General features: G+C 70.4%; 21 protein-coding genes and 3 tRNA genes. 23 read left to right on the top strand and 1 reads right to left on the bottom strand.

What is annotated here, in order from left to right; all coding sequences use genetic code 11:
* Positions 1–470 precede the first annotated feature (470 nt).
* The 16 genes from ACFQRJ_RS14485 (at position 471) to ACFQRJ_RS14410 (ending at position 22125) form a co-directional block, all read left to right on the top strand.
* Entirely contained in the window at positions 471–1478 is a 1008-nt protein-coding gene (locus ACFQRJ_RS14485; protein WP_377019903.1) for a polyprenyl synthetase family protein, read from the top strand.
* A gap of 391 nt (positions 1479–1869) precedes the next feature.
* Positions 1870–2844 carry an AAA family ATPase gene (locus ACFQRJ_RS14480; RefSeq protein WP_377019902.1) on the top strand — a complete coding sequence of 325 codons (975 nt, stop codon included), beginning with the start codon at positions 1870–1872 and terminating at the stop codon, positions 2842–2844.
* A complete protein-coding gene (locus tag ACFQRJ_RS14475; protein WP_377019901.1) occupies positions 2841–4268 on the top strand; it encodes a DUF58 domain-containing protein in 1428 nt (475 codons plus the stop codon). Before ACFQRJ_RS14480 ends, ACFQRJ_RS14475 begins: the two co-directional genes overlap by 4 nt.
* Complete coding sequence (locus ACFQRJ_RS14470) at positions 4265–6775, top strand: transglutaminase family protein (RefSeq protein WP_377019899.1); 2511 nt, start codon at positions 4265–4267, stop codon at positions 6773–6775. The genes ACFQRJ_RS14475 and ACFQRJ_RS14470 overlap by 4 nt, the downstream gene beginning before the upstream one ends.
* A 281-nt stretch (positions 6776–7056) precedes the next feature.
* A complete protein-coding gene (locus ACFQRJ_RS14465) occupies positions 7057–8643 on the top strand; it encodes an RDD family protein (RefSeq protein WP_377019898.1) in 1587 nt (528 codons plus the stop codon).
* On the top strand, positions 8640–9518 hold the full coding sequence (locus tag ACFQRJ_RS14460; RefSeq protein ID WP_377019896.1) for a PP2C family protein-serine/threonine phosphatase: 879 nt from the start codon (positions 8640–8642) through the stop codon (positions 9516–9518). Before ACFQRJ_RS14465 ends, ACFQRJ_RS14460 begins: the two co-directional genes overlap by 4 nt.
* Positions 9515–12268, top strand: a complete 2754-nt coding sequence (locus ACFQRJ_RS14455) for an FHA domain-containing protein (protein WP_377019895.1) — start codon at positions 9515–9517, stop codon at positions 12266–12268. Before ACFQRJ_RS14460 ends, ACFQRJ_RS14455 begins: the two co-directional genes overlap by 4 nt.
* Positions 12265–13911: a protein kinase gene (locus ACFQRJ_RS14450; protein ID WP_377019893.1), complete on the top strand. Its 1647-nt coding sequence runs from the start codon at positions 12265–12267 to the stop codon at positions 13909–13911. The genes ACFQRJ_RS14455 and ACFQRJ_RS14450 overlap by 4 nt, the downstream gene beginning before the upstream one ends.
* Positions 13912–14022: 111 nt before the next feature.
* Positions 14023–14736: a hypothetical protein gene (locus ACFQRJ_RS14445; protein ID WP_377019892.1), complete on the top strand. Its 714-nt coding sequence runs from the start codon at positions 14023–14025 to the stop codon at positions 14734–14736.
* Between the two features lie 73 nt (positions 14737–14809).
* The gene (locus tag ACFQRJ_RS14440; protein WP_377019890.1) at positions 14810–19273 is read left to right on the top strand and encodes an FtsK/SpoIIIE domain-containing protein; all 4464 of its coding nucleotides are present in this window, start codon (positions 14810–14812) and stop codon (positions 19271–19273) included.
* A 155-nt stretch (positions 19274–19428) separates the two neighbouring features.
* Positions 19429–19698, top strand: a complete 270-nt coding sequence (locus tag ACFQRJ_RS14435; protein ID WP_377019889.1) for a WXG100 family type VII secretion target — start codon at positions 19429–19431, stop codon at positions 19696–19698.
* Between the two features lie 141 nt (positions 19699–19839).
* Positions 19840–20322 carry a hypothetical protein gene (locus ACFQRJ_RS14430; RefSeq protein WP_377019888.1) on the top strand — a complete coding sequence of 161 codons (483 nt, stop codon included), beginning with the start codon at positions 19840–19842 and terminating at the stop codon, positions 20320–20322.
* Positions 20323–20637: 315 nt separating this feature from the next.
* A complete protein-coding gene (locus ACFQRJ_RS14425; RefSeq protein ID WP_377019887.1) occupies positions 20638–20904 on the top strand; it encodes a hypothetical protein in 267 nt (88 codons plus the stop codon).
* Between the two features lie 47 nt (positions 20905–20951).
* Complete coding sequence (locus tag ACFQRJ_RS14420; protein ID WP_377019886.1) at positions 20952–21218, top strand: hypothetical protein; 267 nt, start codon at positions 20952–20954, stop codon at positions 21216–21218.
* A gap of 312 nt (positions 21219–21530) precedes the next feature.
* Positions 21531–21794, top strand: coding sequence for a hypothetical protein (locus tag ACFQRJ_RS14415; protein ID WP_377019884.1), 264 nt, complete (start codon positions 21531–21533; stop codon positions 21792–21794).
* A 61-nt stretch (positions 21795–21855) separates the two neighbouring features.
* Entirely contained in the window at positions 21856–22125 is a 270-nt protein-coding gene (locus ACFQRJ_RS14410) for a hypothetical protein (RefSeq protein ID WP_377019883.1), read from the top strand.
* Between the two features lie 206 nt (positions 22126–22331).
* Here the strand turns inward: ACFQRJ_RS14410 and ACFQRJ_RS14405 are convergent, their stop codons facing one another.
* Complete coding sequence (locus tag ACFQRJ_RS14405; RefSeq protein ID WP_377019882.1) at positions 22332–22820, bottom strand: YajQ family cyclic di-GMP-binding protein; 489 nt, start codon at positions 22818–22820, stop codon at positions 22332–22334.
* Positions 22821–23099: 279 nt separating this feature from the next.
* Here ACFQRJ_RS14405 and ACFQRJ_RS14400 point away from each other — a divergent pair.
* The 7 genes from ACFQRJ_RS14400 to ACFQRJ_RS14370 all read left to right on the top strand — a co-directional run bounded on the left by ACFQRJ_RS14400 (position 23100) and on the right by ACFQRJ_RS14370 (position 26048).
* Positions 23100–23181 (top strand) — tRNA-Tyr (locus ACFQRJ_RS14400).
* A gap of 86 nt (positions 23182–23267) precedes the next feature.
* Positions 23268–23340 (top strand) — tRNA-Thr (locus ACFQRJ_RS14395).
* Positions 23341–23394: 54 nt separating this feature from the next.
* A tRNA-Met gene (locus ACFQRJ_RS14390) sits at positions 23395–23471 on the top strand.
* Between the two features lie 97 nt (positions 23472–23568).
* On the top strand, positions 23569–23739 hold the full coding sequence (gene rpmG, locus ACFQRJ_RS14385; protein WP_114855632.1) for a 50S ribosomal protein L33: 171 nt from the start codon (positions 23569–23571) through the stop codon (positions 23737–23739).
* Between the two features lie 164 nt (positions 23740–23903).
* Positions 23904–24353, top strand: coding sequence for a MaoC family dehydratase (locus tag ACFQRJ_RS14380; protein ID WP_377019881.1), 450 nt, complete (start codon positions 23904–23906; stop codon positions 24351–24353).
* Between the two features lie 103 nt (positions 24354–24456).
* Positions 24457–24924, top strand: a complete 468-nt coding sequence (locus ACFQRJ_RS14375) for a MaoC/PaaZ C-terminal domain-containing protein (protein WP_377019880.1) — start codon at positions 24457–24459, stop codon at positions 24922–24924.
* Positions 24921–26048: a UDP-N-acetylmuramate dehydrogenase gene (locus tag ACFQRJ_RS14370; protein ID WP_377019879.1), complete on the top strand. Its 1128-nt coding sequence runs from the start codon at positions 24921–24923 to the stop codon at positions 26046–26048. The genes ACFQRJ_RS14375 and ACFQRJ_RS14370 overlap by 4 nt, the downstream gene beginning before the upstream one ends.
* Positions 26049–26070: the final 22 nt, after the last annotated feature.

Genomic DNA, 26070 nt, shown 5'->3' with positions numbered 1-26070 from the left:
GAGGGTGTGGGAGAGTAGGTCGCCGCCGGACATCTTCACTGGGAGTGGGAGTGAGCTGGAGACCCCTTGAACAAGGGGGTTTCGCTCCTCCCACTCCCTTTTTTTTCGCGCCCGAAAACAACCGGCCCCAGCGTAGATCGGCGATCCCGGGATGCGGGCGCGAGGGAGGCGGTCCCAGGGTCCCAGGTACTCGGGGGAGCCGGCACGGAAGCCCCGCCCCAGCGCCGCGTGCACCGGGCAGAACAGGCCCGTCCGCCCGGCGAGCGGCCGCTGGGCGTTCTCCCCGTCACGCCGGGACCGACCCCACAGGGCGGCGCGGGCTCGCGCGGGTAGACTTGGTGGCCGCGTGCGTGTTGTGTTCCTTCCGTGGCCGGCGCATGCTCGGCAGCGTCGACCGCCGCCGACCCGCCCGATGTCCGTGTCGGGGGCAGGCGTCCCAGGCGCCGCCCTCGCCCAGCCCCAGGAGAGCCATGCCGTCCTCGCTGCCGGTCGTGCCCGACATCGATGAGCAGCTCGCCTCGCGCGTCGCCGAGCGCCTCGCGTCCGTGGAGAGCGAGCTGCGCGAGTCCGTGGCCACCTCCGATGACATCGCCCGGTGGACGGCTCGCCACCTGATGGATGCCGGCGGCAAGCGCGTGCGCCCGATGCTCGTCCTGCTCGCCGCCTCCCTCGGCGATATCGACCGCGACGGCGTGCTCGATGCCGCGGTTCTGGTGGAGCTGACGCATCTGGCGAGCCTCTATCACGACGACGTGATGGACTCCGCGCCCACCCGCCGCGGCACCGACAGCGCCCACGCGCTCTGGGGGAACAACGTCGCCATCCTCACCGGCGATTTCCTGTTCGCCCGGGCCAGCGCCCTCAGCGCGCGTATAGGCGCCGAGGCGGTCCGGCTCCACTCGGAGACCTTCGAACGACTGTGCCTCGGTCAGCTCCACGAGACCGTCGGGCCGACTCCGTCCGACGACCCGTTCGAGCACTACATCTCGGTGCTCTCCGACAAGACGGCCTCGCTGCTCGCTCTGGCCGGTCAGCTCGGGGCTCTGCTGGCCGGTGCCCCCGAGGGAGCCGGTGACGTGATGCGGCGTTACGGGGAGAAGGTCGGTGTGGCTTTCCAGCTCGCCGACGATGCCCTCGACCTCGCCAGTGATGGCGAGACCAGCGGGAAGACCCCCGGCATCGATCTGCGCGAGGGCGTGCCGACCATGCCCACCCTGCTGATCCGTCGCCGTGCCGCGGAGGCGGCGGACCCGCGCAGCCGCGAGATCGTGGCCCGGCTGGACGGGGATATCAGCAGCGACGACGCGCTGCGCGAGCTGGTCGCCATGCTGCGCGAGGACCCGGCACTGGAGGAGACCCGCGACTTGGCCCGTCGCACAGCTGACGAGGCCGTCGCCATTCTGGCTGAGCTTCCCGACGGACCGGTTCGCGAGGCGCTCACGGAGTTCACCCGGACCCTGGTCCAGCGCCGGCGGTGAGCCGCGCGTGACCCGTCCCCAGGGTCGGTGCCCTGAAATCCCCGACTGATCGCGCTGGAGCGGTCCCTCGTGGCATGGGCAACTCCGGACGAGTACCCTGTGACCGTCGTGCGCGCGCCAGGGGCGGCCCGCCCGCGGGCGTTACCCGTCAGGACGGCCAGGGGTCACCATGCGCACGGCGAGTCGACCACGATCGTGTTCGGGGGGGGGATCCATCATGTCGGTCACCGCTGGAGTGACGCGGCTGCGGCGGCATCACGGCGCCCCCGCGAGCGCCGTGCTCCCGGTCCTCTTCGCGCCGCCGGCCTCGAGCCCCGGCGCGGGTCCACCGGACGAATCCTGACCACGTGAGAGCCGCCCACCCCTCCGAGCAGAAAGCATCGCCCCTGACATGAGCATGACCCCCGAACAGGCCCGCTGGTTCGCCGAGACGTTCGACAAGCTCGTCCAGAGCGTCGGCCAGGCCGTTCTCGGCAAGAACGAGGTGGTCCGCCTCGTACTGACCGCCATGATGGCTCCCGGCCACGTGCTGCTCGAGGACGCTCCCGGCACCGGCAAGACGTCACTGGCGCGGTCGATCGCTGCCACCGTGCAGGGCACCAGTACCCGCATCCAGTTCACTCCGGACCTCCTGCCCTCGGACGTCACGGGCGTGACGATCTACGACCAGAACACGAAGTCCTTCGAGTTCCACAAGGGACCGGTGTTCGCGAACGTCGTCCTGGCCGACGAGATCAACCGCGCCTCCCCGAAGACCCAGTCGGCGATGCTCGAGGTCATGGAAGAAGGTCGGGTCACGGTGGACGGCGTGACCCACGAGGTGGGCAACCCCTTCATGGTGATCGCCACCCAGAACCCCATCGAGCAGGCCGGCACCTATCGGCTTCCCGAGGCGCAGCTGGACCGCTTCCTGATGAAGACCTCGATCGGATACCCGGACCATGCCTCGAGCGTGCAGATCCTCCAGGGATCCGCGCTGCGCGATCGCAGCAGCCACCTCACTCCCCGGATCTCCCTGCAGGCCGTCAACGACATGACCGAGCTCGCGGCCACGGTGCACGTGGACCCGGCGGTCCTGGAGTACGTCTCCCGCCTGATGGAGGAGACGCGGATGGCTCCCGAGGTACGCGTCGGCGTGTCCATCCGCGGCGCGCTCGCCCTGATGCGCGTGGTCAAGGTCTGGGCGGCGGTCAGCGGACGCCACTACGTCATCCCGGACGACGTCAAGCACCTCGTCGAGCACGTGTGGCTCCACCGTTTCGTCCTCGATCCCGAGGCCGAGTTCGCCGGCACCACCGCCAAGTCCGTGATGACCAAGATCCTCAGCGAGGTGGCGCCTCCGCAGGCGCGTCAGCAGTCCGCATGAGCCCCGAGACGCCCCTCCCCACCGATACCGCCGAGGCCGAGGTCGCCAAGGCGGAGGCGAAGCGACGCCGCGCCACGGCCAGGGCCGAGGCCCGAGCCGAAGCGCGCCGGCGGCGCAAGCAGACCAGGGCCGCTCGCCACGGCACCGCCGGGGCGGGAGCCCCGTCGGCCGACGACGCGGTGAGCCCCGGCGGCGAGGACGGGGCCGCCTCCAGCACCGGACTCGCCGCATGGCGCGATCGGGGCGCCGAGCTGTGGATGCGGCGCATCCATCCGGTCCTCGACGTCGTCTCGCCGATCGGGTGGGCGGTCCTCGCGGTCGCTGCATTCTGCTGGATCGTCGGCCTCTGGCTGCACGTGACCGAACTGAACGTGGTAGCTCTCGCCCTCACAGTGCCTCTGGTGGTCGCGGCGCTGTTCGTCCTGGGCCGGGCCTCGTATCGGGTCACGCTCGATCTCCAGACGCACCGGGTGGTGGTCGGTACGCGCGCCGTCGGTCGCGTCGAGGTCGCGAACCCCACCCAGCGCACCATCCTGCCCTCGCGCATCGAACTGGCGGTCGGTTCCGCCACCGCCCAGTTCATGGTGCCGCGGCTGGCCGCCGACGCCGCTCACGAGGAGCTGTTCGCCGTGCCCACCAAGCGTCGTGCCGTGCTCGTGGTGGGGCCGGTGCGTTCGGTCCGCGACGATCCGCTCTCGCTGATGCGCCGCCAGGTCACCTGGGCCCGGTCGCAGGAGCTGTACGTCCATCCCCGCACGGTGCGACTGGACAAGGCCGCCAGCGGCTTCCTCCGCGACCTGGAGGGCACCCCCTCCTCGGATCTCTCCAGCTCCGACATCGCCTTCCACGCGCTGCGCGACTACGCGCCCGGCGATGACCGGCGCCATGTCCACTGGCGCACCACCGCCCGCACCGGCAAGCTGATGGTCCGCCAGTTCGAGGAGACCCGCCGTTCCCACGTGGCCGTGGCACTGGACAACCTCGCCGAGCACTACGCCACCGAGGGGGAGTTCGAGCTCGCCGTCTCCGCGGCCGCCTCCATCTCGGCCCAGACCCTGCGGGAGGAGAAGGAGCTGACTCCCTTCTCCTTCGACAGGCGTCAGCGCACCGGCAGCTTCCGCCAGCTGATGGACGATTACACGGTCATCGACCAGCTCGGTGGGCAGCTCGCCCTGCATGAGCTCGGGCAGAAGGCGGCGGATCTGGCCCCCAACGCCTCGGCGGTGATGATGGTGGTCGGCTCCCACACGACGGCACGGGAGCTGAACTCGGCCGCGAACCAGCTTCCGATCGGCGTGATGGCCGTGGCGATCCGGTGCGTGGACGACGCCGAGGTGCGCCGGTCCGCGATCGGGGGCCTCGACGTGGTCACCGTCGGGAGCCTGGACACGCTGGCCCGAGCATTGCGGGCGGTGGGTCGATGACCGCCACCGATCCTCGCGCCACCTACTTCGCGTCCGTGTCGACCCCTCGCCGCGCCACGGACATCGTCGTCCTGGCCGCCCTGTTCGTCCTGGGCCTGTTGGGCTTCCAGCACGTCTACGGCGGGGTGCAGTACATCCTGACCGGGATCATGGCGCTCGCGCTGGCCACCCTGATCGCCCTGATCGGCGCCCGCTGGCGGTGGGGGCCGCTGCGGATCACCCCGCTGCTGCTGGTGGTGTACTTCCTGTTCGGCTCCATGTTCGCGGCTCCCACCCGGGCGATCTGGGGAATCATCCCCTCCCTCGGCTCGCTGAAAGAGTTGCTGTTCGCCCCCGTGACCAGCTGGAAGTCCGCCCTGACCGTGGCCCCGCCCGTCGGATCCGCGCAGGGCGTGCTCGCCGTGGTCTGGATCAGCATGCTGCTGCTGACGCTGCTGTCGATGACCATCGTCATGCGTACCCGCCGCTACGTCCTCGCATGGCTGTTCCCCCTCGCGCTGACGCTGCTGTCGGTCCTCTTCGGCACCCACGAGGCCTTCCTGCCCCTTGTGCGCGGGGTCCTGTTCGCGATCATCTCCGTGGCCTGGTTGACCTGGCGTTTCGAGAGCGGCCGCCTGGACAGTGCGCAGTCCACCATCATCTCCGACACCGTCCGGCCCGGCTCCTGGCAGAACCCCGTGCTGCGCCGCCGCGTGATCGGAGGTGCCGTCATCATGGCGATCGCGGGCGCCGCCGCCTTCGGTGCGCATTCGTTGCTGGATCCGCCCGAGGGGACGACGCGATACGCCCAGCGGGACCAGATGACCCCGCCGTTCGACCCGCGCGAATACGTCTCCCCGTTGACGCAGTTCCGCGGCTATCTCAAGGACCAGCGCGAGGAGGAGCTGTTCACGATCTCGGGAGTGACCAGCGGCGAGCACGTCCGCCTGGCCACGATGGACAAGTATGACCTGCACGTCTACGAGGTCGCCGGCAGCCAGGAGAAGAACACCGCCTCGGGTGCATTCCTGCGCACTGCAGGCGGCGTGAACCTTCACGACCCCAGCGAGCAGCAACGGACCTCGACCGTCACCATCGGGGCGTACACAGGGGTCTGGCTGCCCACGCTGGGCGCGCGCACCGACCGTATCGATCTCGGCGATCTGCCGCCCGAGAGAGCGGGCGTGACAGCTGAGAACCTCTACCTCAACGAGAAATCGCAGACCGCGGTCAACGCCGTCGGGCTGCGTGAGGGCGACACCTATGACCTGCGCTACGAGCCGTACACCGAGCCGACCACCGAGGAGACGCGCACGGCTCGATTCGCTGATGTCGACCTGCCGGAGAACAGCAGGGTCGACGAGATCAGCGCGCTCGCCGAGGAATGGGCCGGCGAGCCGGGCTCGGACTACGAGAAGTTCCAGAACCTGTCGCGGTCGATCAAGACCGACGCCTACTTCTCGCACGGCCTGGACGACGACACCGCCTCACTGTCCGGGCACGGCGTGAGCCGGCTGCTCGCGATGCTCGAGGAGCCCAGCTTCGACGAGGAGCAGGCGGACGCACAACCGCTGGGGCGCATCGGCGACGAGGAGCAGTTCGCGGCCCTGACCGCGGTGATGGCGCGTTCGATCGACATCCCGGCGCGCGTGGTCATGGGATTCGAGGTCCCCGAGGGCGACGAGGGGACCGTCTCCATCACGGGTGGGGACGTCACCGCGTGGGTCGAGGTCGCCTTCGACGGACTCGGGTGGGTGCGCTTCGACCCTGCCCCGGACGAGGACGACGAGCCGACCCAGCCCGAACCCAAGGAGGTCGAGAAGCCCCTGCCTCAGGTCGCTCAGCCCCCGCCTCCGCCCGCCGAGCCGCCGAGCCCCCCGCCCGGCGCGATGAGTGATGACACCGACGACGAGGAGGACCCCCAGGACGAGACCGTCTCCTGGGCCGTATACGTCGGAGCCGGTCTGATCCCGCTCGTGATCGGGATGGCGCTGGCGGCCATCATCGTGGCGAAGGCCGTTCGGCGCGGCCGACGGCGCAGCCGCGGGCCCCTGCCCCAACGCATCGACGGCGGCTGGCAGGAGATCCTCGACCTGATGACGGACCTCGGTCAGAGGCCTGACCCGATGATGACCCGGGCGGAGACTGCGGCGCGCCTGGAGGCGGCCACCCCGGCCATGGGGGCGCTGACCCTGGCCGGCCGGGCCGACCGCGCCGTGTTCGGGCCCGACGACCTGCCGGACGCGGCGGCCGAGGAGTACTGGTCCCACGTGATGGCGGCCCGGCGTACCATGTCTGCCGCCGTGCCGTGGTACAAGCGGATGTTCGCGGCGGTGTCGCTGCGCTCCTTCCGCAGGAGATCGGCGGATCGCCGCAGCGATCGCAAGCGCACCCGCGCCGCCGAACGCGCCCGTGAGAAGGCCCGGCGTCGCACCGAGGCGATGCGTCGTCGGTCCTCACGCGGCACGCTGCGGGGCATGTCCACCAGCGCCGCGAAGAAGTCGCCGAGGAGGGGCCCGTCCCGATGAACCAGACGCGTTATTGCAGCACCTGCGGGACTCTGCTGATGGAAGGCGCCGCGATCTGCGGCGAGTGCGGGGCCCGCTATCAGGCGTCACCGTACGAGCGGCGGGCGACGGACGCCCCAGGGGCATGGTCACAGCCCCCCAAGCCCCGTTCATGCGACCTCGGCGGTCGCGAATCGGAGGAGTCGGAGGAGGAAGGGATCGAACTGATCTCGCGCGACGCCCTCGAGCCGAAGCAGCCGGGCGCGACGGCACTCCGCTCCCAGGAACAGTACGATCAGGTGATGGTCACTCAGCCACCGATGAACCAGAGCGGTCCCGGCGCATCGTTCAGCCAGCCGAGCGGGCCGGGATCACCGGGCTCCGTGCCGGCGCCCGAGGAATCGAACAGCCCCGAACTGGGCCCGCCCCTGGACGGCTGCGCGCCCGCGACGCCCCTGAAGCGCTTTCTCGCGGCGCTGATCGATGCCGTGATCGCCCTGGTGGTGCTGGTCCCGTTCCTGATCGGCGTGATCCTGCTGCTGATCCAGGACCCCATCACCCTGCTGCCGCAGATCCTCATCGGAGTCGGCGCCGCTCTTCCCGCCGCCTATGCCGTGCTGATGATCTGGCTGTCCGGTGCGAAGGGAATCAGTCTCGGCAAGCTCATCCTCGGGCTGCGCATCACCCGATACAGCGAGGGTGGGCCGATCGGTTTCCTGCGCGCGCTGGGTCGCTGGTTCCTGTACGGCATCATCTGGCCGGTCATGGCGCTGTCGATCTTCCTGGATCCGCGCAAGGTGCTGAGGGGCTTCCACGACCGGGCGGTCGATTCCGTGGTGGTCGACATCAAGGCCGGCCGCAATCCCTTCACGCCGCGACCCGACGACTTCGAACGGCCCGGGGCCGAGCATTACCTCGGGGCTTCCTCGGTGCACGTCGACGCCCACGAGAACCTCCTGGCCGAGCCCGGTGCGGCATGGAGGGGAGACGCCCAGGCCCAGGGGACCGGCGCATCGGCCGCGGCGCACCCGTCGTCCTCCGGCGCGTGGGCCGCGCAGCCACAGGCCGAGAGCCCGTACGCGCCGCCCGCCCCGTCGGGCTCCTTCGCCTCGGAGCCCCAGGTCTCCGCTTCTCCCTGGTCCTCCCCGCCGCCGGCGTCGTGGGAGAACCAGTCCGCTGCGCCGCAGCAGAGCGAGGACAGCGGATGGGCGCCCCCGCCCCCTGCTCAGCAGGTGCCGGCACCGCAGCAGCCGCAGCCCTCATCGTGGGACGAGCCGCAGCATCCCGAGACGCAGGCGCCCCAGCTGTGGAGCCCGCCGCCTGCGGCAGCTGCCCCGCCGGCACCGGCCGCCGCCCCGCCGGCTCCCGGCAGCGCACAGCCGCCCGAGCCGCAGCATCACCCCGATGCTGCTGCGGAGCCGGTCCCTGCCCCGAGCGAGCTCACCGCGGATGCCTGGGACCCCGGCGATGGCGAGGTCGACGAGCGGACTCGGATGACCGCGCCGGATGAGCCGCTGGAGGATCTCGAGCAGACCCGGGTCTCCGTGGCCTCGCTGCCGCCGGCGAGGAAGCTCCGCCTGACCGATGACACCGGCACCGATCGGGTGGTGGACAGGGCCGTCGTGATCGGGCGCAATCCCACGGCTGCGGGCGGAGAGGTGCTGTTCGTCCTGAAGGACGACACCCGCTCGGTCTCCAAGACCCACCTCCGTGCCGACGGCACCGGCGAGGAGATCACGGTCACCGATCTCGGGTCGACGAACGGATCGACCATCCTGCGCGAGGACGGTTCCCGCGAGCACCTCGTCCCCAACACCCCGACCGTCCTGCCTGCCGGGGCCAAGGTCACGCTGGGGGATAGGACCCTGTCCGTGGAGAGGGAGCAGTGATCGACCGGTCTCTGTCGGATCCGGACATCCAGGGCACGATCCGGGCCGTCTCGGCGGCCGTGACGCACGTGGGCCACGTCCGCGCGACCAACGAGGACGGCGTTCTCAATGCGCCGCCGATCTACCTGGTCGCGGACGGCATGGGAGGTCACAATGCCGGCGAGGTGGCCAGCGCTATCGCGGTCGAGGAGTTCGAGAAGCTCACGATCCAGGAGAACGTCACCGTCGAGCAGCTCGGTGACGCCTTGCGCACCGCCGCCGAGAGGATCGGTGAACTCGGCGGGGAGACCACGCTCGGGGCCGGGACGACCGTCGCGGTCGTGGCCACGATGGTGCTCGACGGGATCGGGTACTGGGTCGTCCTCAACCTCGGCGATTCTCGGGTGTACCGACTCTCCGGGGAGATCTTCGAACAGGTCAGCGTCGATCACTCCGTGGTCCAGGAACTCATGGACCGCGGAGAGCTCAGCATCGATGAGGCCCGCGTGCACCCCTACCGTCACATGGTCACCCGCGCGCTGGGCGCCGGGCCGGAGTCGGAGCCCGATTACTGGCTGATCCCGGCCGAGGCCGGGGACAGGATGCTGATCTGCTCCGACGGCCTGACCGGCGAGGTCGAGGACGCCACGATCGAACGGATGCTGCGCGCGCCCTCGGACGTGCGCACGCTCAGCGAGGACCTGGTGCGCCTCGCGCTCGACAGCGGCGGTCGGGACAACGTCAGCGTGGTCATCGTCGAGGCCGTCGAGGTGGTGGGGGCGGCGCCGGGGCCCCGGCCCTCCGCCGCCGACGTCGCCACGCCCGCTGAGGAGTTCGAGGTCGACGAGGACACCTTGCCCCGGGCCATCCCGGGTGAGGGAGGCGAGAGGGGATGAGCGAGGAGGACGAGAAGACGACTCTGCTCGGGCCCGGGACGTGGACCCAGCAGGGCCCCGCCACCCTCGTCGTACGCGAGGCCGGCTGGGTGGTGCTGGTCCCGGGGCTCCGGAAGGAGGTCACCGAGGCCGCATGGACCGTGCTCGGCGAGAACCCGGCCCCTGAGGAGTTCCTCGACAAGCTGGTCGAGGCGGCGGAGCTCGAGAGCGCGGACAAGCTGACCGCGATCCTGTTCGGCTTCCTCGACGGCACGACGGGGACGTTCGGCGTGAAGGGGAAGACTCCGATCGCGGTCTACACCCCGGAGGGCTCCATCCAGATCGCCGGGACCGACGAGGAACCCTTCGTGCTGAAGACTCTCGAGGATGTGCGCCGCACCGCTTTCGGCGACCTTCCCGCCGAGGAATCGGTGGGCGCGCCGCGCGTCGCGGCCGGTATCGCCCGGGTGCGGGGATTCGTGCACGTGACCGTGGACCCCGCAGAACTGGACGAGGACGCCCGCGCGGCGCTCGCCGAGCAGGTCGAGAACGACGGGAGGTCCATCGAGGATCCCGAGGCCAAGAAGCGCCGCGCCGAGCGCCCCAAGCCGGCCCCGCAACCGGCTGCGAGCAGCACCAGCTCATCGGGCTCCTCCGGCTCCTCGGACCGGAGACCGATGATGGCGACCCGCAAGCCCGGGGAGATGCCGCCGTCGGTCTCCGGCGGCGCGACACCAGCGGCCTCCGCCGCCTCCGAACCGGCCGACAGCGGCCCGAACATGTTCGACGATCTCTTCGCCGACAAGAAGTCCGAGCCGGAGGCGCCGGGGCCCCCAGCGGCCCCGGCCCCGAGCGAGCCGGCAGAGCCGGTCTCGAAGGAGGCCGCCCCGAGCTCTCCGGCCGAGTCGGCAGAGGCCTCGACGACCTCCGTGGCTGCTTCCGCCGCACCGGCCGACCCTGCTCCGCCTCCCCGGAGTGCGGAGAGTGCCGAGGCGGGTCGCCGCCGCCTCGTGAGCACGTCGCTCTTCGACCGGCGACGCAGCAGTCGTCCCGCCGGCGCGGAGCCGCAGCAGTCCTCTGCCGCCGGCCCGCCGGATCCGAGTCCCGAGGTGTCTGCTCCCGAGCCGTCTGCTCCTCAGCCGTCTGCTCCGCAGGAGCCGGCCCCGGCACCATCGGCCCCCGACGCCCCTGAGCGCCTCGAGAACCCCGGCTCGTCGTCCGTTGGCACGGACCCCTCCGACGTCACGATCGCGCCGGACCCGTCGAGCTCGATCCCGACCCCCGAGCCGCCCGATGACGACGAGTTCGAATCCCCGCCCACCCAGATCGCGCCGATCGACGACGGCGAGGGGCCGGAGGACGACGAGCCCGCAGCCTCTCCGAGTGCTCCACGGCCGCGCCCGGCGGCCGTCTCGCCACCACCTGATCTGGAGAACACCGGTGCCTACGACGACCTGTTCGGCAAGACGGTGTTCCGTCGGATCGAGGACGCGGCCGTGCGGAGATCCGAGGAGGACGAGGACGGCGAGGCCGCGGCGAGCGAGGACCCGGCAGCTCTCGCTGAGGAGCCGGCGCAGTCGCCGACCACTGCCGAGCCCGAGGACGACGAGCTGAACGGCGAACCGGAACCGGCTGCCCCGGAGCCCGCGACCGACAGCCACGGCGACTTCATCGACTGGGTCCCCGGAGTGGGCCGCACGGCACCAGAGATCGCGCAGGCCGCGGCTCGTCGTGCCACCGAGAAGCCGCGACCCGAGCCCGCATATCCGCAGGTGCAGATGGCAGAGCGGCCGCCCGCCCCGCAGACCGGATCCCGCCCCGCGGCGGTCCGGCCGGACGACCACAGAACCCAGAGCCCGCCGGCCCCGGCCCCCGGCTACGGGGGACAGGGCAGCGGCGGGTACGCAGGGCAGCAGGTCGGATACCCCTCCCCGCCGCAGGGCGCCGGACCTCAGTACGGCAACGCGCCCGTCGACCCGGCCGCGGCCGGGCACCAGGTCGGATTCCCGGGCGCACCGATGAGCGGGGCGCCGGCGGCCGGTGACCCCAGGCACGCCGGATACGCCGGGCCGCCCGGATACTCCGCGCCCAGCCCGGGTTCTCACCACCGCGGTGCCTACCCGTCCCAGCAGCCGCCGGCTCCCGGTGCCTCCGCACCCTCGTCGCACGCCCCGGGCGTCCCGACAGCGCAGCCCGCCGGAGCGGGGGCCGGCCGCCCGCGGCCACCGGCGCCGCCGCCGGGCAGCGCCCCGCCGGCCACGCCCGCGGCGCCCGGCGCCCCGACCGCCGGCCCCGGCCATCCTGCCGGAGGGGCCGTGGCGCTGCCGGGCCTGGTCTGCCAGAACGGGCATGCCAATCCTCCGGAGCGCTCGCAGTGCCGGGCCTGCGGGGCCCCTCTGCAGGGAGCGACCCGCACGGTGGCCCGGCCTCCGCTCGGGGTCGTGGAGTCCTCCACGGGCGAGAGGTTCGTGCTGGACCGCACCGCCATCATCGGCCGCCGGCCGCGCGCCTCCCGGGTCAGCGGCAACGACGTCCCGCAGCTGATCACCGTGCCGAGCCCTCAGCAGGACATCTCCCGCTCCCACCTCGAACTCCGGCTCGAGGGATGGCACGTGGTCGCAGTCGACCTGGGAGCGACCAACGGGACGACGCTGCACCGCGCCGGGACGGACCCGGTGCGTCTGCGGCCGCGCGAGGGCGTCGTCCTGCACGACGGGGACCGGCTCGATCTCGGTGACGGCGTGCATCTGCTGATGAGGGAGCGGGTATGAGTCCGAGACCGCCCTCGCCGCCGCCCGGCCTTCCCGGATACGAGTACGAGCAGCTGCTCGGCTCCGGAGGCTTCGCCGACGTCTTCCTGTATCGCCAGTCCCGCCCGCAGCGACGGGTCGCGATCAAGGTCCTCCTCTCGAACGTGCTGGACGACACGGTGCGGCGGCAGTTCGACGCCGAGGCGAACGTCATGGCGCAGATGTCCACGCACCCCTCGATCGTGACGATCCATCAGGCCGAGGTCTCCGACGACCACCGGCCCTACATCGTCATGGAGTACTGTCCGCGGCCCAACTACGGGGTCCGTTTCCGCAAGGAGCGCATCACCGTCGCCGAAGCGCTGCGCGTCGGAGTCCAGATCGCGGGCGCTGTGGAGACCGCCCATCGTGCCGGCATCCTCCATCGCGACATCAAACCGGCGAACATCCTGGTCACCGACTACAACCGGCCGGCATTGACCGACTTCGGCATCTCCATAGCGACCGGACAGGGGCACGATGTCGATGATTCGCAGGGCATGTCGATCCCGTGGTCCCCGCCGGAGTTCTTCGCCGACCCTCCGCGCGCCGACGTGCGCAGCGACGTGTTCTCGCTGGCCGCGACCGTGTACTCGCTGCTGGCGGGACAGACCCCGTTCGAGCTGAGAGGGCAGCGCAACTCCGCCTCCGATCTCATCCACCGCATCACCTCCGAGCCGCTGCCTCCGCTGAACCGGCCCGACATCCCGCCCGAGCTGAACCGCGTGCTCTCGATCGCGATGGCCAAGGACCCGGCCAGTCGTTACGACACCGCTCTGGCCTTCGGCCGCGGGCTGCAGCAGGTGGAGCTCTCCCTCTCGCTGCCGGTCACCCAGATGGACGTGCTCGACGACCGCGGCACGCATTCCACGCACGGCTCCGAGGATGACGAGCTGGACATGCATACTCGGATCCGGAAGGTCGCCACCGTCGACCCGGACTCCGGCGGGCCTGCCTCGCACGAGCGCAAGCGGCCGCTGGACCCGTACGCCGGAGTGGCCCCCGCCCACGTTGCGCCGTCGGCTCAGCCGGTCGGGACGCCGGCGACCGCCTCCGCCGCTGAATCGGAGGGGGAGTCGACCATGCTGCGGCCGGCCGGGGCGGCGCTCGCGTCAGGCGGGTCGGCCGCGCCCCCCGAGGCGAACGAGCAGCGTCCCCCCGAGCAGCGGAAGACGCCGGCCTGGCCGTTCGTCACCCTCGCCGCCGTGCTGATCATCGTGCTCGGAGTGGGCGCCACCCTCGCGGTGCGGATGTTCGTGGTGGAGCCACCCGAAGCCGCCCCCACCTCCGACATCAATGTGGCCACGGGGGCCGCGGAGCCGCCCGGGCCGCCGCAGGACCCCACGGTCGAGATCATCGCTCCCGAGGAGGGCAGCGTCACCGGGCGCGCCCAGGTGGCCTGGGAGGCACCGGAGAACTTCCGCGAGGGCCAGCTGTTCAAGGTGCGGTGGAAGGACATGCCCGGCAACTACGAGCGCTATGCCGCCGCCCAGGAAGTCTTCGGGCGCACGTCGCACGTGGTCGAGATCCCGCCCGGACTCCCGGATCGGTGCGTCGAGGTGCAGACCGTCGACACCAACGGCCCGGCGAGCAAGTGGGTGGAGGCCTGTCTCGATGGGGGCTGACGGGTACGGTGCACTGATGGCCGGGGACCAGCGGGAACAGAATGCCGCGGTGGCGGACAAGGGCGAGTGGACACGACGTGGCGAGCGCCGCGAGAGAGGGGATGAGTGACGATGGCGTCGACGATTTCGGTCGAGTTCTGCGGCGAATGGTTCCGGGTCGCCGAGGGCGAGGAGATGACGATCGGACGCGAGGCCGATCTCAGCGTCGACGACGAGAACCCGTTCCTCCATCGGCGCTTCCTCTCGATCGTCCAGGTCGAGTCCATGTGGTGGCTGGTCAATATCGGCTCGCGGCTGTCGGCCACGATCACGGATGGTTCCGGCTCCATGCAGGCGTGGCTCGCGCCCGGGGCCCGCATCCCGCTCGTCTTCGATGAGACCCGGGTCGTGTTCACCGCTGGCCCGACGACCTACGACCTCTCCATCCACGCCGAGTCCCCCGAGTTCGAGCGCACCGCCGGGCCCGACGACCCGGCGGGGGAGACGACCGTGGGCTCGGTGCAGCTCACTCCCAGTCAGAAGCTGCTGGTCCTCGCACTGTCCGAGCCCATGCTCACTCGCGAGGGCTCCTCCGGGATGAGCTCCGTGCCGACGTCCGCGCAGGCGTCCAAGCGCCTCGGCTGGCAGCTGACGAAGTTCAACCGCAAGCTCGACAACGTCTGCGACAAGCTCGACCGTCTCGGCGTGCGCGGGCTGCGCGGTGGTCCGGGGAAGCTCGCGAGCAACCGTCGTGCGAGGCTGGTCGAGCACGCGGTGTTCTCCCGGCTCGTCACCATCGACGACCTGCCGCTGCTGGACCGGTCGCACGAGGTGGATGAGGACTAGCAACGACGGATGGGATCGCCCTCGAGGCTGATCCGGACGGCGGGCGAGGCGCCCGCCAGGGGGAGAGACACCTATGCGCATCAAACTCACTCTGCGCAGGCCCGAAGACCGGCTGACGGACCTCGAGGTGACGGCCGACGCCACGGCCACCGTGGCCGACGTGGCGCGCGCGCTGTATCTCGCGGACCCGCTGCGCAGCGAGGTCGAGGCTCCGGAAGGCCTCACGCTGCAGGTCCAGGATCCCGGCGCCGGCCCGGGCGCGAACGGCGTGCGGTCCCTGGACCGCGAGATCGATCTGATCCAGGCCGGCCTGCGCTCCGGCAGTGTGGTCTCCATCGCCCGCTCCTCGTCCGAGTACGCCACCCGCTCCGAGTCCCGCGGCGCGGCGGTCGCTCTCATGCGCGTGCTGTCCGGTCCGGAGGCAGGTCGTGAGTATCCGTTGCCCAGCGGCTCGAGCGTCGTCGGCCGCGAAGGCGACCTCGACATCCGCATCGCCGACCCCATGCTCTCGAAGCGCCACGCCCGCATCAACGTCGGCGACTCCATCGAGATCGTCGACCTGCACTCCTCCAACGGCGTGGTCATCGGCGGCGAGCAGGTCCAGCGCGCCGTGATCGGTCCGGCCGACACCGTCCTGATCGGGCAGACCACGTTCTCGGTGATCGCCCTGCACCGGCTGGGAGGAACCACCCCCAGCTCGCCGGTCGTCGAGTTCAACCGCTCCCCGCGCGTGGTGCCGCGGTTCCCCTATCGGCCGCTGAAGGCGCCCACGCCGCCCAAGGAACCGACCCCGCAGTTCTTCCCCATCTTCATGATGTTCGCCCCGATCCTCATGGGCGCCTTCATGTTCTCGCTGACTCGCAGCCCGTTCTCGCTGATGTTCGTGTTCATGATGCCGATGATGGCCACGGCCGGGTATCTGAACCGCAAGTTCCAGCAGAAGAAGCAGCTCGAACAGCAGATCAAGAACTTCGAGGACGGTCTGGCCTCCCTCAAACGCCGGGTCACGGCCGCGCAGGACCTCGAGCGGGCCGTGCGCCTGGTCGAAGCTCCGTCCGCGGCCGACACGGTCGATGCGGCCTTCCGGCTGGGGCGGCTGCTGTGGACCCACCGCCCCGAGCACAACGCCTTCGCCACGGTGCGCCTGGGCCTGGGGATCGCCGAGTCGCGGGTGGGCATCGAGATGCCGGGGGAGAACGACGCCATCCCCAAGTACTACGACATGCTCGATGACATGCACGAGGAGTACAAGATGATCGCCGGGGTGCCGATCGTCGCCGAGCTCCGCTACGCGGGCAACATCGGGGTGGCCGGCGGAGGGGACGAGGCCGACGGTGTGGCTCGCGGCCTGGTGACCCAGATGTTCTCCCTGCACTCGCCGGCGGAGATGGCGATCGCCGCGATCACCTCCCGCTCCAGCCGCGAGATGTGGCACTGGCTGAAGTGGCTGCCGCACACCTCGAGCCCGCATTCCCCGCTGCCCGGTGACCATCTGGCCGACACCCCCGGCCGCGGCACCTCGCTGCTCTCCCGCATCGAGGAGCTCATCGAACAGCGCGCCGGGGACGCTCCGGCGGCGCTGCGCACTCCGATGACCCCGGACGTCACGCAGGACCCGCCCGTCCCGCCCGAGCCGGTCGCGCCGAACCTCGTGGTGATCATCGAGGACGACGCCCCGGTCGATCGCGCCCGCCTGGTGCGCATCGCCGAGCGCGGCCCGGATGTGGGCGTCCACGTGATCTGGAGCGCCTCCAACGTGGCGGCGCTGCCGGCCGCCTGCCGCACGTACGTCTCCGTGGAGGAGACCGTCGAGGGCGCGAGCGCCGGGCACGTCCGGGTGGGGGAGCGGTTCTACCCGGTCACCGTCGAGACGGTCTCGATCGAGGTGGCCTCGGGCGTGGCCCGGCACCTCTCCCCGGTGGTCGACGCCGGCGTGCCGATCGACGACGACTCCGACCTGCCGCGCTCCATCTCGTATCTCAAGCTCGGTGGGATGCAGATGGCCGAGGAGCCGAACTACATCATCGAGCGGTGGAAGGAGAACAACTCCCTGACCCCGCGTGACGGCTCCGAGCCGCAGCGGCGCAAGCACGACGCGAATCTGCGCGGACTCATCGGTCACAACGGCCAGGACGCCTTCCACCTCGATCTGCGCACCAACGGTCCCCACGCCCTCGTCGGCGGCACCACCGGTGCCGGCAAGTCGGAGTTCCTCCAGGCCTGGGTGCTGGGCATGGCCACGGCGCACAGCCCCGACCGCGTGACCTTCCTGTTCGTGGACTACAAGGGCGGCGCCGCCTTCGCCGACGCCATCGCCCTCCCGCACGCGGTGGGCCTGGTCACCGACCTCTCCCAGCACCTGGTCCGCCGCGCCCTGACTTCACTGCGCGCCGAGCTGCAGTATCGCGAGCACCTGCTGAACCGGAAGAAGGCCAAGGACCTGGTCTCCCTCGAACGCACCGGCGACCCGGAGACCCCGCCGAGCCTGATCATCATCGTCGACGAGTTCGCGGCGCTGGCCAAGGAGATCCCCGAGTTCGTCGACGGCGTCGTGGACGTCGCCGCCCGCGGCCGCTCCCTGGGCCTGCACCTGATCCTGGCGACCCAGCGCCCCGCCGGCGTCATCAAGGACAACCTGCGGGCCAACACCAACCTGCGCATCGCTCTGCGCATGGCCGACGAGGCCGACTCCAAGGACATCCTGGGAGACAAGATGGCCGCCCACTTCGATCCGAGCATCCCCGGCCGCGCCGCGGCCAAGACCGGCCCCGGGCGGATCGCGACGTTCCAGTCGGGGTATGCCGGTGGCTGGACCACCGACGAGCCCGAACGTGCCCGCATCGACATCGTCGAGAAGGATTTCGGCACCGGTGAGCAGTGGGACGTCCCCGCACCTCCCACCAAGGAGGTCACGGACCCCGGCCCCAACGACATCTCCCGCGTGGTCTCCACCATCATCGCCGCAGCGGAGACCGCCGGCGTCCCTGCTCCCCGCAAACCGTGGCTGTCCGAGCTCGCCGACGCCTACGACCTCTCCCGTCTGCCCAGCCGGCGCACCGACGAGGAGCTGCTGATGGGCGTCATGGACGTTCCCGAGGACCAGGCCCAGCCGACGGTCTCCTACTACCCGGACCGGGACGGCAACATGGCCATCTACGGCACCGGTGGCTCCGGCAAGTCGACCACGCTGCGCACCATCGCGATCTCGGCCGCCTCGACCGTGCGCGGCGGTCCGGTCCAGGTCTACGGGCTCGACTTCGGCGCCTCCGGCCTGACCATGCTCGAGGAGCTCCCGCACGTGGGCGCGATCGTCTCGGGCGACGACGAGGAGCGCGTCATCCGACTGCTGCGCACGTTGCGCGAGCTGATCGATGAGCGCGCCAAGGAGTTCGCGAAGGTCCGTGCCGGCTCGGTGTCCGAATATCGAGAGCTCGCCGGGAAGCCGGACACGCCCCGGATCCTGCTGCTGGTCGACGGCATGGCCGCCTTCCGGGAGGCCTACGACTACTCCAACCTCACCAAGTGGTTCACGGCCTTCGTGCAGATCGCGACGGACGGCCGGCAGGTGGGTGTGCACGTCATCGTCACCGGCGACCGCCCGAACGCCATCCCCACCTCCTTGGGCTCGTCCATCCAGCGCCGCCTGATCCACCGCATGGCCAGCGACGACGACTACGCCGGATTCGGTGAGCCGAAGGACGTGCTGGATGCCAACTCCCCTCCGGGGCGCGCCATCCTCGGGGGCCACGAGGTTCAGGTCGCCGTCCACGGCGGGGATGCCAACGTGGCCATCCAATCCCGGGAGGTCAGCAAGCTCGCGCAGGCCATGCGGCGCGCCGGCATGCCGGAGGCGCCCGAGATCCGGCGGCTGCCCGAGCGCGTCGAGTTCGCGGACCTGCGGCCCGTGGTCGAGGGCCGGCCCGTGCTGGGGCTGGCCGACGAGACGCTCTCGGAGATCACGTACGAGCCGCGCGGCGCCTTCATGGTCACTGGACCGATGGGCTCCGGGCGCACCACGGCGATGCTCACCATCGCGACCGGGCTGAAGGCGATGCCCTCTCCCATGCGGCTGGTCCGCTTCTCGTCCCGGCGCACCCCGCTGACGGGTCTGCCGGTGTGGGACGTGGAGGGCTCCGACCCGGACACCGTCAAGGAGCTCGCCGGGCAGCTGCGCGGGACGATCGAATCCGGAGCCGTGGGGGAGGGGCGCCTGGCCCTGTTCATCGACGGCGTCGCGGACTTCACCGGCACCGGCGTCGAGAAGGATCTCGATCAGCTGATCCGCGCGTGCACTCGAGAGGGCCAGTTCGTGGTCGGCGAGAACGAATCGGCGTCGTGGTCCCAGGCCTACGTGCTCGCCCAGCCGTTCAAGGCGGGCCGGCGCGGTCTGCTGCTGCAGCCGGGGGACATGGACGGCGACTCCCTGCTGGGAACGAGCTTGGGGCGGATCCGTCGTGCGGACTTCCCCGCCGGCCGCGGCTTCCTCGTCTACAGCGGTCGCGCGATGAAGCTGCAGGTTGCGCAGATCACCGCCTGATCCGGCGCCGTGCCGACGCGGAGTTATCCCCATGGGGACTCCTCCCCATGGTCCCTCCTGCGTCCTCGCTCTAGAGTGAGGACGTCGAACGACGGCAGGGGCCGGTGCACCGGATCGGGGGCGCAGGCGAGACTTCAGGAAGGGGAACCCGAACCGTGAACACCACGCAGGGTATGAATGTCGAAGAGGTCCGGCGGATGTCCAGCCAGCTGCGCGAGGCAGCTGAGGAGATCACGCGGATCGAACAGGATCTGACCTCCGGCCTCGAGAGCGTGGACTGGACCGGGCCCGACGCGGAGCGCTTCCGCGGTCAGTGGAGCGGGGAGATGGTGCCCGCACTGCAGCAGGTCATGAACTCGGTGAACGATCTGGGTGAGACCGCCGATCGCAACGCCTCCGAGCAGGAGGCGACCTCGTCGAGCTGATGAGGCGACCTCGTCGAGCTGATGAGGCGGCAGGTCCGAGAGGCGGCCGCGCACGAGGGCCCGAGCGGACGCGCCGCTCGGGCCCTCGTGCTTCCCTGATAGGTTGAGCGCCGTCACGGTGGGAGGAAACGGAGCATTTTCATGGCCAAGACAATCTCGTATCCGAGCGCGGACTTCCCCGGCCCGCCGCGGATCGCGATCGACGTGCCGGACGACTGGGAGACGCTGACGGTCCCCGGTGTGCAGCTCGCCGTCGCGCAGCCGCGCCTGGAGGGCCGGTTCCGGGCCAATGTCGTGGTCACCGTGCAGCGGTTCGGTCCGGACTTCACCCTGGAGGCGGCCAAGGCCGGTCTCGACCAGCGCAAGGCCGCGCTGCCCGAGCTCGAGGAGCTCGGCACGGGGGAGATCGACGTGGACGGGGCCGCCTGGATCGCCAGCGAGTACGGGTACACGCAACCAGGCCGGCCCACGGTGGTCCAGGCTGCCCGCTACGCCGTCATCGACCGTGGAGGCGTTGCCACCGATGTGCTCGAGGTGGTCGGCAGCTGCGGCGCCGAGAGCGCCGAGGACGAGATCGAAACAGTCCGCTCGATCCAGGATTCGGTGCAGCTGGACCTCGACTGAGCAGTGGGGCACCTGCCTCCTGGCCCCGGACCTGCGCGCCAGGCCCGGGGTCCTTCATGTGTGCACGGGGTGGTGCGGAGCGTGCGGGGTGCATGGTTCCCGCCCCGATGGCGCGCGTCGCGTGCGAGCCGTGGGTGCGCGGCGCGAGGGCGGCCGCCGGCCGGGAACGGGTGGGGAGTTCTCCCCATCGACGCTCCGTGGCGCGGGCCATAGAGTGAAGTCATCACCGAGGGGGAACGTCACGGAAGCGGCCACAGCGCCGCGGAGGCCGCCTCCTGGCTGATGTCCGAAGAATCGCACTATGAGGGGAACACCATGACCAAGAAGGGTATGGATCCGGAGGCCGTCGAGGCCATCGCCAACGACGTCGACGAGCTCGTCGAGAACTTCAAGTCCATCTACGACGGCCGTCTCGGCCACGTCACCGACCTCGACTGGACCGGCGAGGACCGCGACAAATACATCTCCGAGTTCGAGAGCGTCGTCGGCCAGGCGAACACGGCGGCCATCCAGCGGCTCACCGAGCTCGCGAACCGCATGCGCACCAATGCGCAGCAGCAGCGCGAGGCCTCCAGCAACTGATCAGCGTCTGACCACAGAACTCACCGATCTCACAAAGGGGAAACACCATGGCTTTCAAGGGAATGAATCCGGACGAGGGTCGCGATACCGCGCAGCTGGTCGACGAGGCCGGCACCGTCGTCAACGACCTCACCGATACCCGCACCTCCGCGATCATGGGCGTTGCCTGGGTCGGCCCGGACTACGACTCCTTCACCGAGGACTGGAACGCATTCCTCTCCGGACCGCTGGCCAACCTCTCCGACGCCTACAACCAGAAGGCGAAGGAGCTCACCCAGCACGCCGAGGAGCAGGACACCACCTCGAACCAGTGACTCCGTCCGGTGCCGTCCGCGGCCCGGTCCACTGCACGGCGGACGCCCCGTCTCCCGATCGGGAGGTGGGGCGTCCGTCGTCGTCCCGCCTGCTCCGTCCACAGCCGCTGTTTCCTGTGATCTCGGCTCTGAGCTGGCAGAAGAATCGGTCGTGGAATTGGGGAGGGGCATGGGGAGTGGTCCCCATCGCGAAGCCCGGGGAGCCCGTCTAGAGTTGAGTCATCACCTGGAGGACACGTGGCGGGACGCGGTTTCGGCTTCGACGGTCGGCTGCCCCGGGTGGAAAGACTCAGTCACGAGATGGAGGACATCATGGCGAAGAAGGGTATGAATCCGGAAGCTGTCGAGAAGATGGCTACCGAGATCACGCAGGCCGGAGATCAGGCGCAGCAGATCTACACGCAGGTCCTGGGCCGCGTGACGGAGTTCGACTGGACCGGCGAGGACCGTGACAAGTACGTCTCCGCTTTCGAGGGCGACCTCGGCAACCTGGTCCAGCAGATCGTCCAGCAGTGCACCGAATTCTCGGAGCGCGCGACGAAGAACGCCACCGAGCAGCGCGAGGCGTCCGCCTGAGAACTGCTCTCGGGCACGCTTCATAGATTCTTAGTTCTGACGACGGAAAAGGGGTAGCAGCATGGCTTTCAAGGGAATGGATCCGGAACAGGGCCGCGAGGTTGCGAATGCAATCCACGATGCCGGTGGGCAGGTCCTCGAGGCGATCGATACGGCCACGACGCTCGTGAACTCGGTGGAGTGGGTCGGTCCCGATTACGACGCGTACCGGGAGGAGTGGAACTCCTTCCTCTCCGGTCCGGTCAATCAGCTCGTCGAGGCGTTCAAAGCCAAGCAGGATGAGCTGAACAGGCACGCCGACGAGCAGGACACGACCTCGAACCAGAACTGATCCTGCATCCGCGGTTCGTCCGTTCTGCGCCGAAGGGTCCCGCTCTCCCCCAGGGGGAGCGGGACCCTTCTCTGTCTGCTCGTGTGCTGTCTGCTCCGGCCGGCGCCCACTCGTCGACCCCCGGCACCGGCGGCACGGGCCACCCGGGCACGGGTCCGAGACACGCAGCGGCGCCTACGCCGGCCGACTGTGCCCCCGGAGGCGGTTCAGCGGAAGTTGACGAACTGGAGCGCGACGTCGAGGTCCTTGCCCTTGAGCATGGCGATGACCGACTGCAGGTCGTCGCGGCTCTTGGACGAGACCCGCAGCTCATCGCCCTCGATCCGGGCCTTGACGCTCTTGGGGCCCTCGTCGCGGATGAGCTTGGAGATCTTCTTGGCGTCCTCGGTGCTGATGCCCTCCTTCAGAGCCGCACTGAGCCGCACCTCCTTGCCGGACTGCTTGGGCTCGCCGACATCCAGCGCCTTCAGCGAGATGCCGCGACGGATGAGCTTGGTCTGGAGCACGTCGAGCACCGCGAGGACTCGCTCCTCCGCGTTCGCGCTCATCGCGATCTCGTCCCCGCTGAAGCTGATGGAGGCATCGGTGTTGCGGAAGTCGTAGCGCTGCCCGACCTCCTTGACGGCCTGGTTGACCGCGTTGTCGACCTCCTGGCGGTCGAGCTTGCTGACGATGTCGAACGATGAATCTGCCACGGTGAATCCTTCCTGGTGCGGCCGCCGTGAGGGCGGCCGGTCGATGTTCTCCGGTGCGACGGCCCGTGCACGAGGGGCGGGGCACGGCCGCGGAGTGTGCGGCTCCGAGCCTGCCGCACCCCTGCGGGGGAGCGCCGGAGGGTCCCTGTGACCATCTTCATGCACGCCAGAGCGCCTACGGGTTCGCACCGCCGAGCGTGCACCGGTATGCTGTTCCAGGTCCGCTTCGCTGATGGGACCTCCGGCCTCGGCCGGCGGGCACCGGAGGCGAGGTTCTCCGGCAGGTTACCCGAGCGGCCAAAGGGAGCTGACTGTAAATCAGCTGGCATTGCCTTCGTGGGTTCGAATCCCTCACCTGCCACTGCGGAAGGTCCTTGTGACCCGAAGCACCGGGGCTTCCCGGCGAATTGCCGTCACGGCGAGGAGTTGGGTAGAGTCCTCCGGGTTGCCCTGATAGCTCAGTCGGTAGAGCATCTCCATGGTAAGGAGAAGGTCAAGGGTTCGATTCCCTTTCAGGGCTCTGATGGATGCGGCGGCCCGTTCTCGTTCGAGATCGGGCCGTTTCATCGGTCAGGCCGGGGTAGCTCAGACGGTCAGAGCGCACGACTCATAATCGTGAGGTCGCGGGTTCGATCCCCGCCCTCGGTACCACGCCGGTCCATACCGGAGTGCATGATCCACATCCCCCAGTACGGGGACCCACGAGGCGCGCCGCGGGGCGCGTCACCCGGACGGAAAGAGGCGAACCGTGGCGAGCAAGACCTCTGACGTGCGTCCCAAGATCACCATGGCATGTGTTGATTGCAAGGCGCGCAACTACATCACCAAGAAGAACCGTCGCAACACGCCGGATCGGCTGGAGCTCTCGAAGTTCTGCCCGACCTGCGGCAAGCAGACGGCTCACCGCGAGACCCGCTGAGCGGGACGAGCACTTCACCAAAGGCCACACGGGCATTGTCCCGGGTGGCCTTTCGTGCGTCTGAGTCAGTCTGCGGTGAGTCTGCTCCGGGCCGGCGACGATGAGATCATCGGATCCGACAGCATCCGTCGGCCGCCCAGGCCGAGCCCTCCTCGGGAGATGACATGACGACGACCCCCGATCCCGCCTTCGCGGGCCGCAGCTACCCGCCGGGGCCGGTGCACACCGTCTCGGCCGCGAAGATCGCCGAGTTCGCTCGTGCCACCGGCGCGACCTCTGCCCTGCACACCGACGCCGAGGCGGCCCGCGCGGCCGGTCACGCCGACGTGATCGCCCCGCCCACGTTCCTGGTCTCCCTCGCCCAGGCCACCGAGGCGCAGTACATCCAGGACCCGGCTGCCGGCATCGACTTCTCCCGTGTGGTCCACGGCGAGGAGTCCTTCACGCTGCACCGTCCCGTCGTCGCCGGCGACCGTCTGGTTCCCACTCTGACCGTGGAGTCGGTGCGCGCCGCCGGCGGGCATGCCATGGTCACGACGCGCGTGGACATGGCCGATGAGGACGGAGCCGACGTAGCCGCCGTGCGCAGCATGATCGTGGTCCGCGGGGACTGACCGCGGCGCGACGCCCCGGCACCCCGACCCGACGCCCGTCCCACCCGGCCGTCCCGGCGCACCCCGCGCGCCGGCGCACCGGCCCCGGATCCCAGGAGCAGACATGACTGCAACTCCCGCCTCCCCGCTCACCCCCGCCGACCTCGCCGTCGGGCAGGAGCTCGCGCGCACGCAGCACGAGATCACCCGCGACACCCTCGTGCGCTACGCCGGGGCCTCCGGGGACTTCAACCCCATCCACTACAACGACGCGGTGGCCGCCGCCGCCGGCCTGCCGGATGTCATCGCCCACGGCATGCTCACCATGGGCACCGCCATCACCGGGCTGGTCGACGCCCTCGGCGATCCCACGGCCGTGCGTGAGTACTCGGTGCGCTTCACCAACCCCATCCCGGTGCCCGCCACCGGATCCGTGACGCTCGAGGTCCTCGCCGTCGTCGGCGCGGTCGACGAGAGCGCCGGCACCGCGCGGGTGGACCTGACCGCCCAGGTCGAGGGCACCAAGGTGCTCGGCCGGGCCCGCGCCACTGTCGCTCTCGCGCCCGCCGTCACGGAACCTGCCTCCGCATGAGGCTCTCCGAACTCACCACCCTCCGCATCGGCGGGCGGATCCGCACCCTGGTCGAGGCCCGCACCGCCGACGAGGTGATCGAGGCGGTCCGCACCGCCGACGAGGCCGGCGAGCAGCTCCTGGTCCTGGGCGGCGGCTCGAACCTGGTCGCCTCCGACGAGCCGTTCGACGGCACCGTGGTGCTGCTGCGCGACCCCCAGGAGCCCCCGCTGCTGGACGCGGCCTGCGAGATCCCGGCATCGGGGGAGCCCGACGGGGTGGCCGTCGACCCCGCCGAGCTCACGCCGCTGGATCCCAGTTGCGGGGGCGTTATCGCGGAGCACTTCGCCGGGGTGCGCTGGGATCGTGCCGTCCAGTACGCGATCGCGCGCGAGATGGTCGGCATCGAATCCCTCTCCGGCATCCCGGGCACCGTCGGCGCCACCCCCATCCAGAACGTCGGCGCCTACGGGCAGGAGGTCGCCTCGACGATCTCCCGGGTGCGCACCTGGGACCGCGAGCAGAACGCGGTGCACACGTTCTTCGCGGCGGACTGCGACTTCTCCTACCGCGACAGCGTCTTCAAGCGCACCCGATATGCCGGCCCGGTCCCGTCGGCCACCGGACGCTACGTCGTGCTCTCGGTGACGTTCCAGCACACCGTCGGCCGCCTCTCCGCCCCGATCCGCTACGCCCAGCTCGCCGAGACGCTCGGCGTGCAGGTGGGGGAGCGGGCGCCCATGCACGAGGTGCGCGAGGCCGTCCTGCGCATCCGCGGCGCCAAGGGGATGGTGCTGGACGCGGAGGATCACGACACCTGGAGCGCCGGCAGCTTCTTCACCAACCCGATCCTCGACGTCGCTCAGGCCGACCTGCTTCCCGAGGACGCTCCGCGCTTCGCCGCGGGCCAAGGGCGCATCAAGACCAGCGCCGCCTGGCTGATCAGCCATGCGGGCATCGAGCGGGGGCATGCCGTGGGGGAGCGCGCCGCCGTCTCCACGAAGCACTCGCTCGCCCTGACCAACCGCGGCGGCGCCACCAGCGACGACGTGGTCGAGCTCGCCCGGGACGTCCAGGGCCGGGTCCGGGACGCGTTCGGGATCCAGCTGGTGCCGGAGCCGGTGCGCCTGGGCGTCGACCTCTGACCCGTTCCCGGCTGCCCGGGAC

The organism is Brachybacterium sp. GCM10030252 (genome assembly GCF_042666535.1).
Lineage (GTDB): Bacteria > Actinomycetota > Actinomycetes > Actinomycetales > Dermabacteraceae > Brachybacterium.
Note: the sequence above shows the minus strand (reverse complement) of the source record. Positions and strands in the feature narration are given on the sequence as shown.

Coding starts and splice junctions, on each gene's coding strand:
- ACFQRJ_RS14370 (WP_377019879.1), top strand. CDS start 24,921: ATGAGGCTCTCCGAACTCACCACCCTCCGCATCGGCGGGCGGATCCGC.
- ACFQRJ_RS14470 (WP_377019899.1), top strand. CDS start 4,265: ATGACCGCCACCGATCCTCGCGCCACCTACTTCGCGTCCGTGTCGACC.
- ACFQRJ_RS14485 (WP_377019903.1), top strand. CDS start 471: ATGCCGTCCTCGCTGCCGGTCGTGCCCGACATCGATGAGCAGCTCGCC.
- ACFQRJ_RS14475 (WP_377019901.1), top strand. CDS start 2,841: ATGAGCCCCGAGACGCCCCTCCCCACCGATACCGCCGAGGCCGAGGTC.
- ACFQRJ_RS14430 (WP_377019888.1), top strand. CDS start 19,840: ATGGCCAAGACAATCTCGTATCCGAGCGCGGACTTCCCCGGCCCGCCG.
- ACFQRJ_RS14455 (WP_377019895.1), top strand. CDS start 9,515: ATGAGCGAGGAGGACGAGAAGACGACTCTGCTCGGGCCCGGGACGTGG.
- ACFQRJ_RS14480 (WP_377019902.1), top strand. CDS start 1,870: ATGAGCATGACCCCCGAACAGGCCCGCTGGTTCGCCGAGACGTTCGAC.
- ACFQRJ_RS14410 (WP_377019883.1), top strand. CDS start 21,856: ATGGCTTTCAAGGGAATGGATCCGGAACAGGGCCGCGAGGTTGCGAAT.
- ACFQRJ_RS14380 (WP_377019881.1), top strand. CDS start 23,904: ATGACGACGACCCCCGATCCCGCCTTCGCGGGCCGCAGCTACCCGCCG.
- ACFQRJ_RS14425 (WP_377019887.1), top strand. CDS start 20,638: ATGACCAAGAAGGGTATGGATCCGGAGGCCGTCGAGGCCATCGCCAAC.
- ACFQRJ_RS14415 (WP_377019884.1), top strand. CDS start 21,531: ATGGCGAAGAAGGGTATGAATCCGGAAGCTGTCGAGAAGATGGCTACC.
- ACFQRJ_RS14450 (WP_377019893.1), top strand. CDS start 12,265: ATGAGTCCGAGACCGCCCTCGCCGCCGCCCGGCCTTCCCGGATACGAG.
- ACFQRJ_RS14420 (WP_377019886.1), top strand. CDS start 20,952: ATGGCTTTCAAGGGAATGAATCCGGACGAGGGTCGCGATACCGCGCAG.
- ACFQRJ_RS14375 (WP_377019880.1), top strand. CDS start 24,457: ATGACTGCAACTCCCGCCTCCCCGCTCACCCCCGCCGACCTCGCCGTC.
- ACFQRJ_RS14440 (WP_377019890.1), top strand. CDS start 14,810: ATGCGCATCAAACTCACTCTGCGCAGGCCCGAAGACCGGCTGACGGAC.
- ACFQRJ_RS14465 (WP_377019898.1), top strand. CDS start 7,057: ATGGTCACTCAGCCACCGATGAACCAGAGCGGTCCCGGCGCATCGTTC.
- ACFQRJ_RS14445 (WP_377019892.1), top strand. CDS start 14,023: ATGGCGTCGACGATTTCGGTCGAGTTCTGCGGCGAATGGTTCCGGGTC.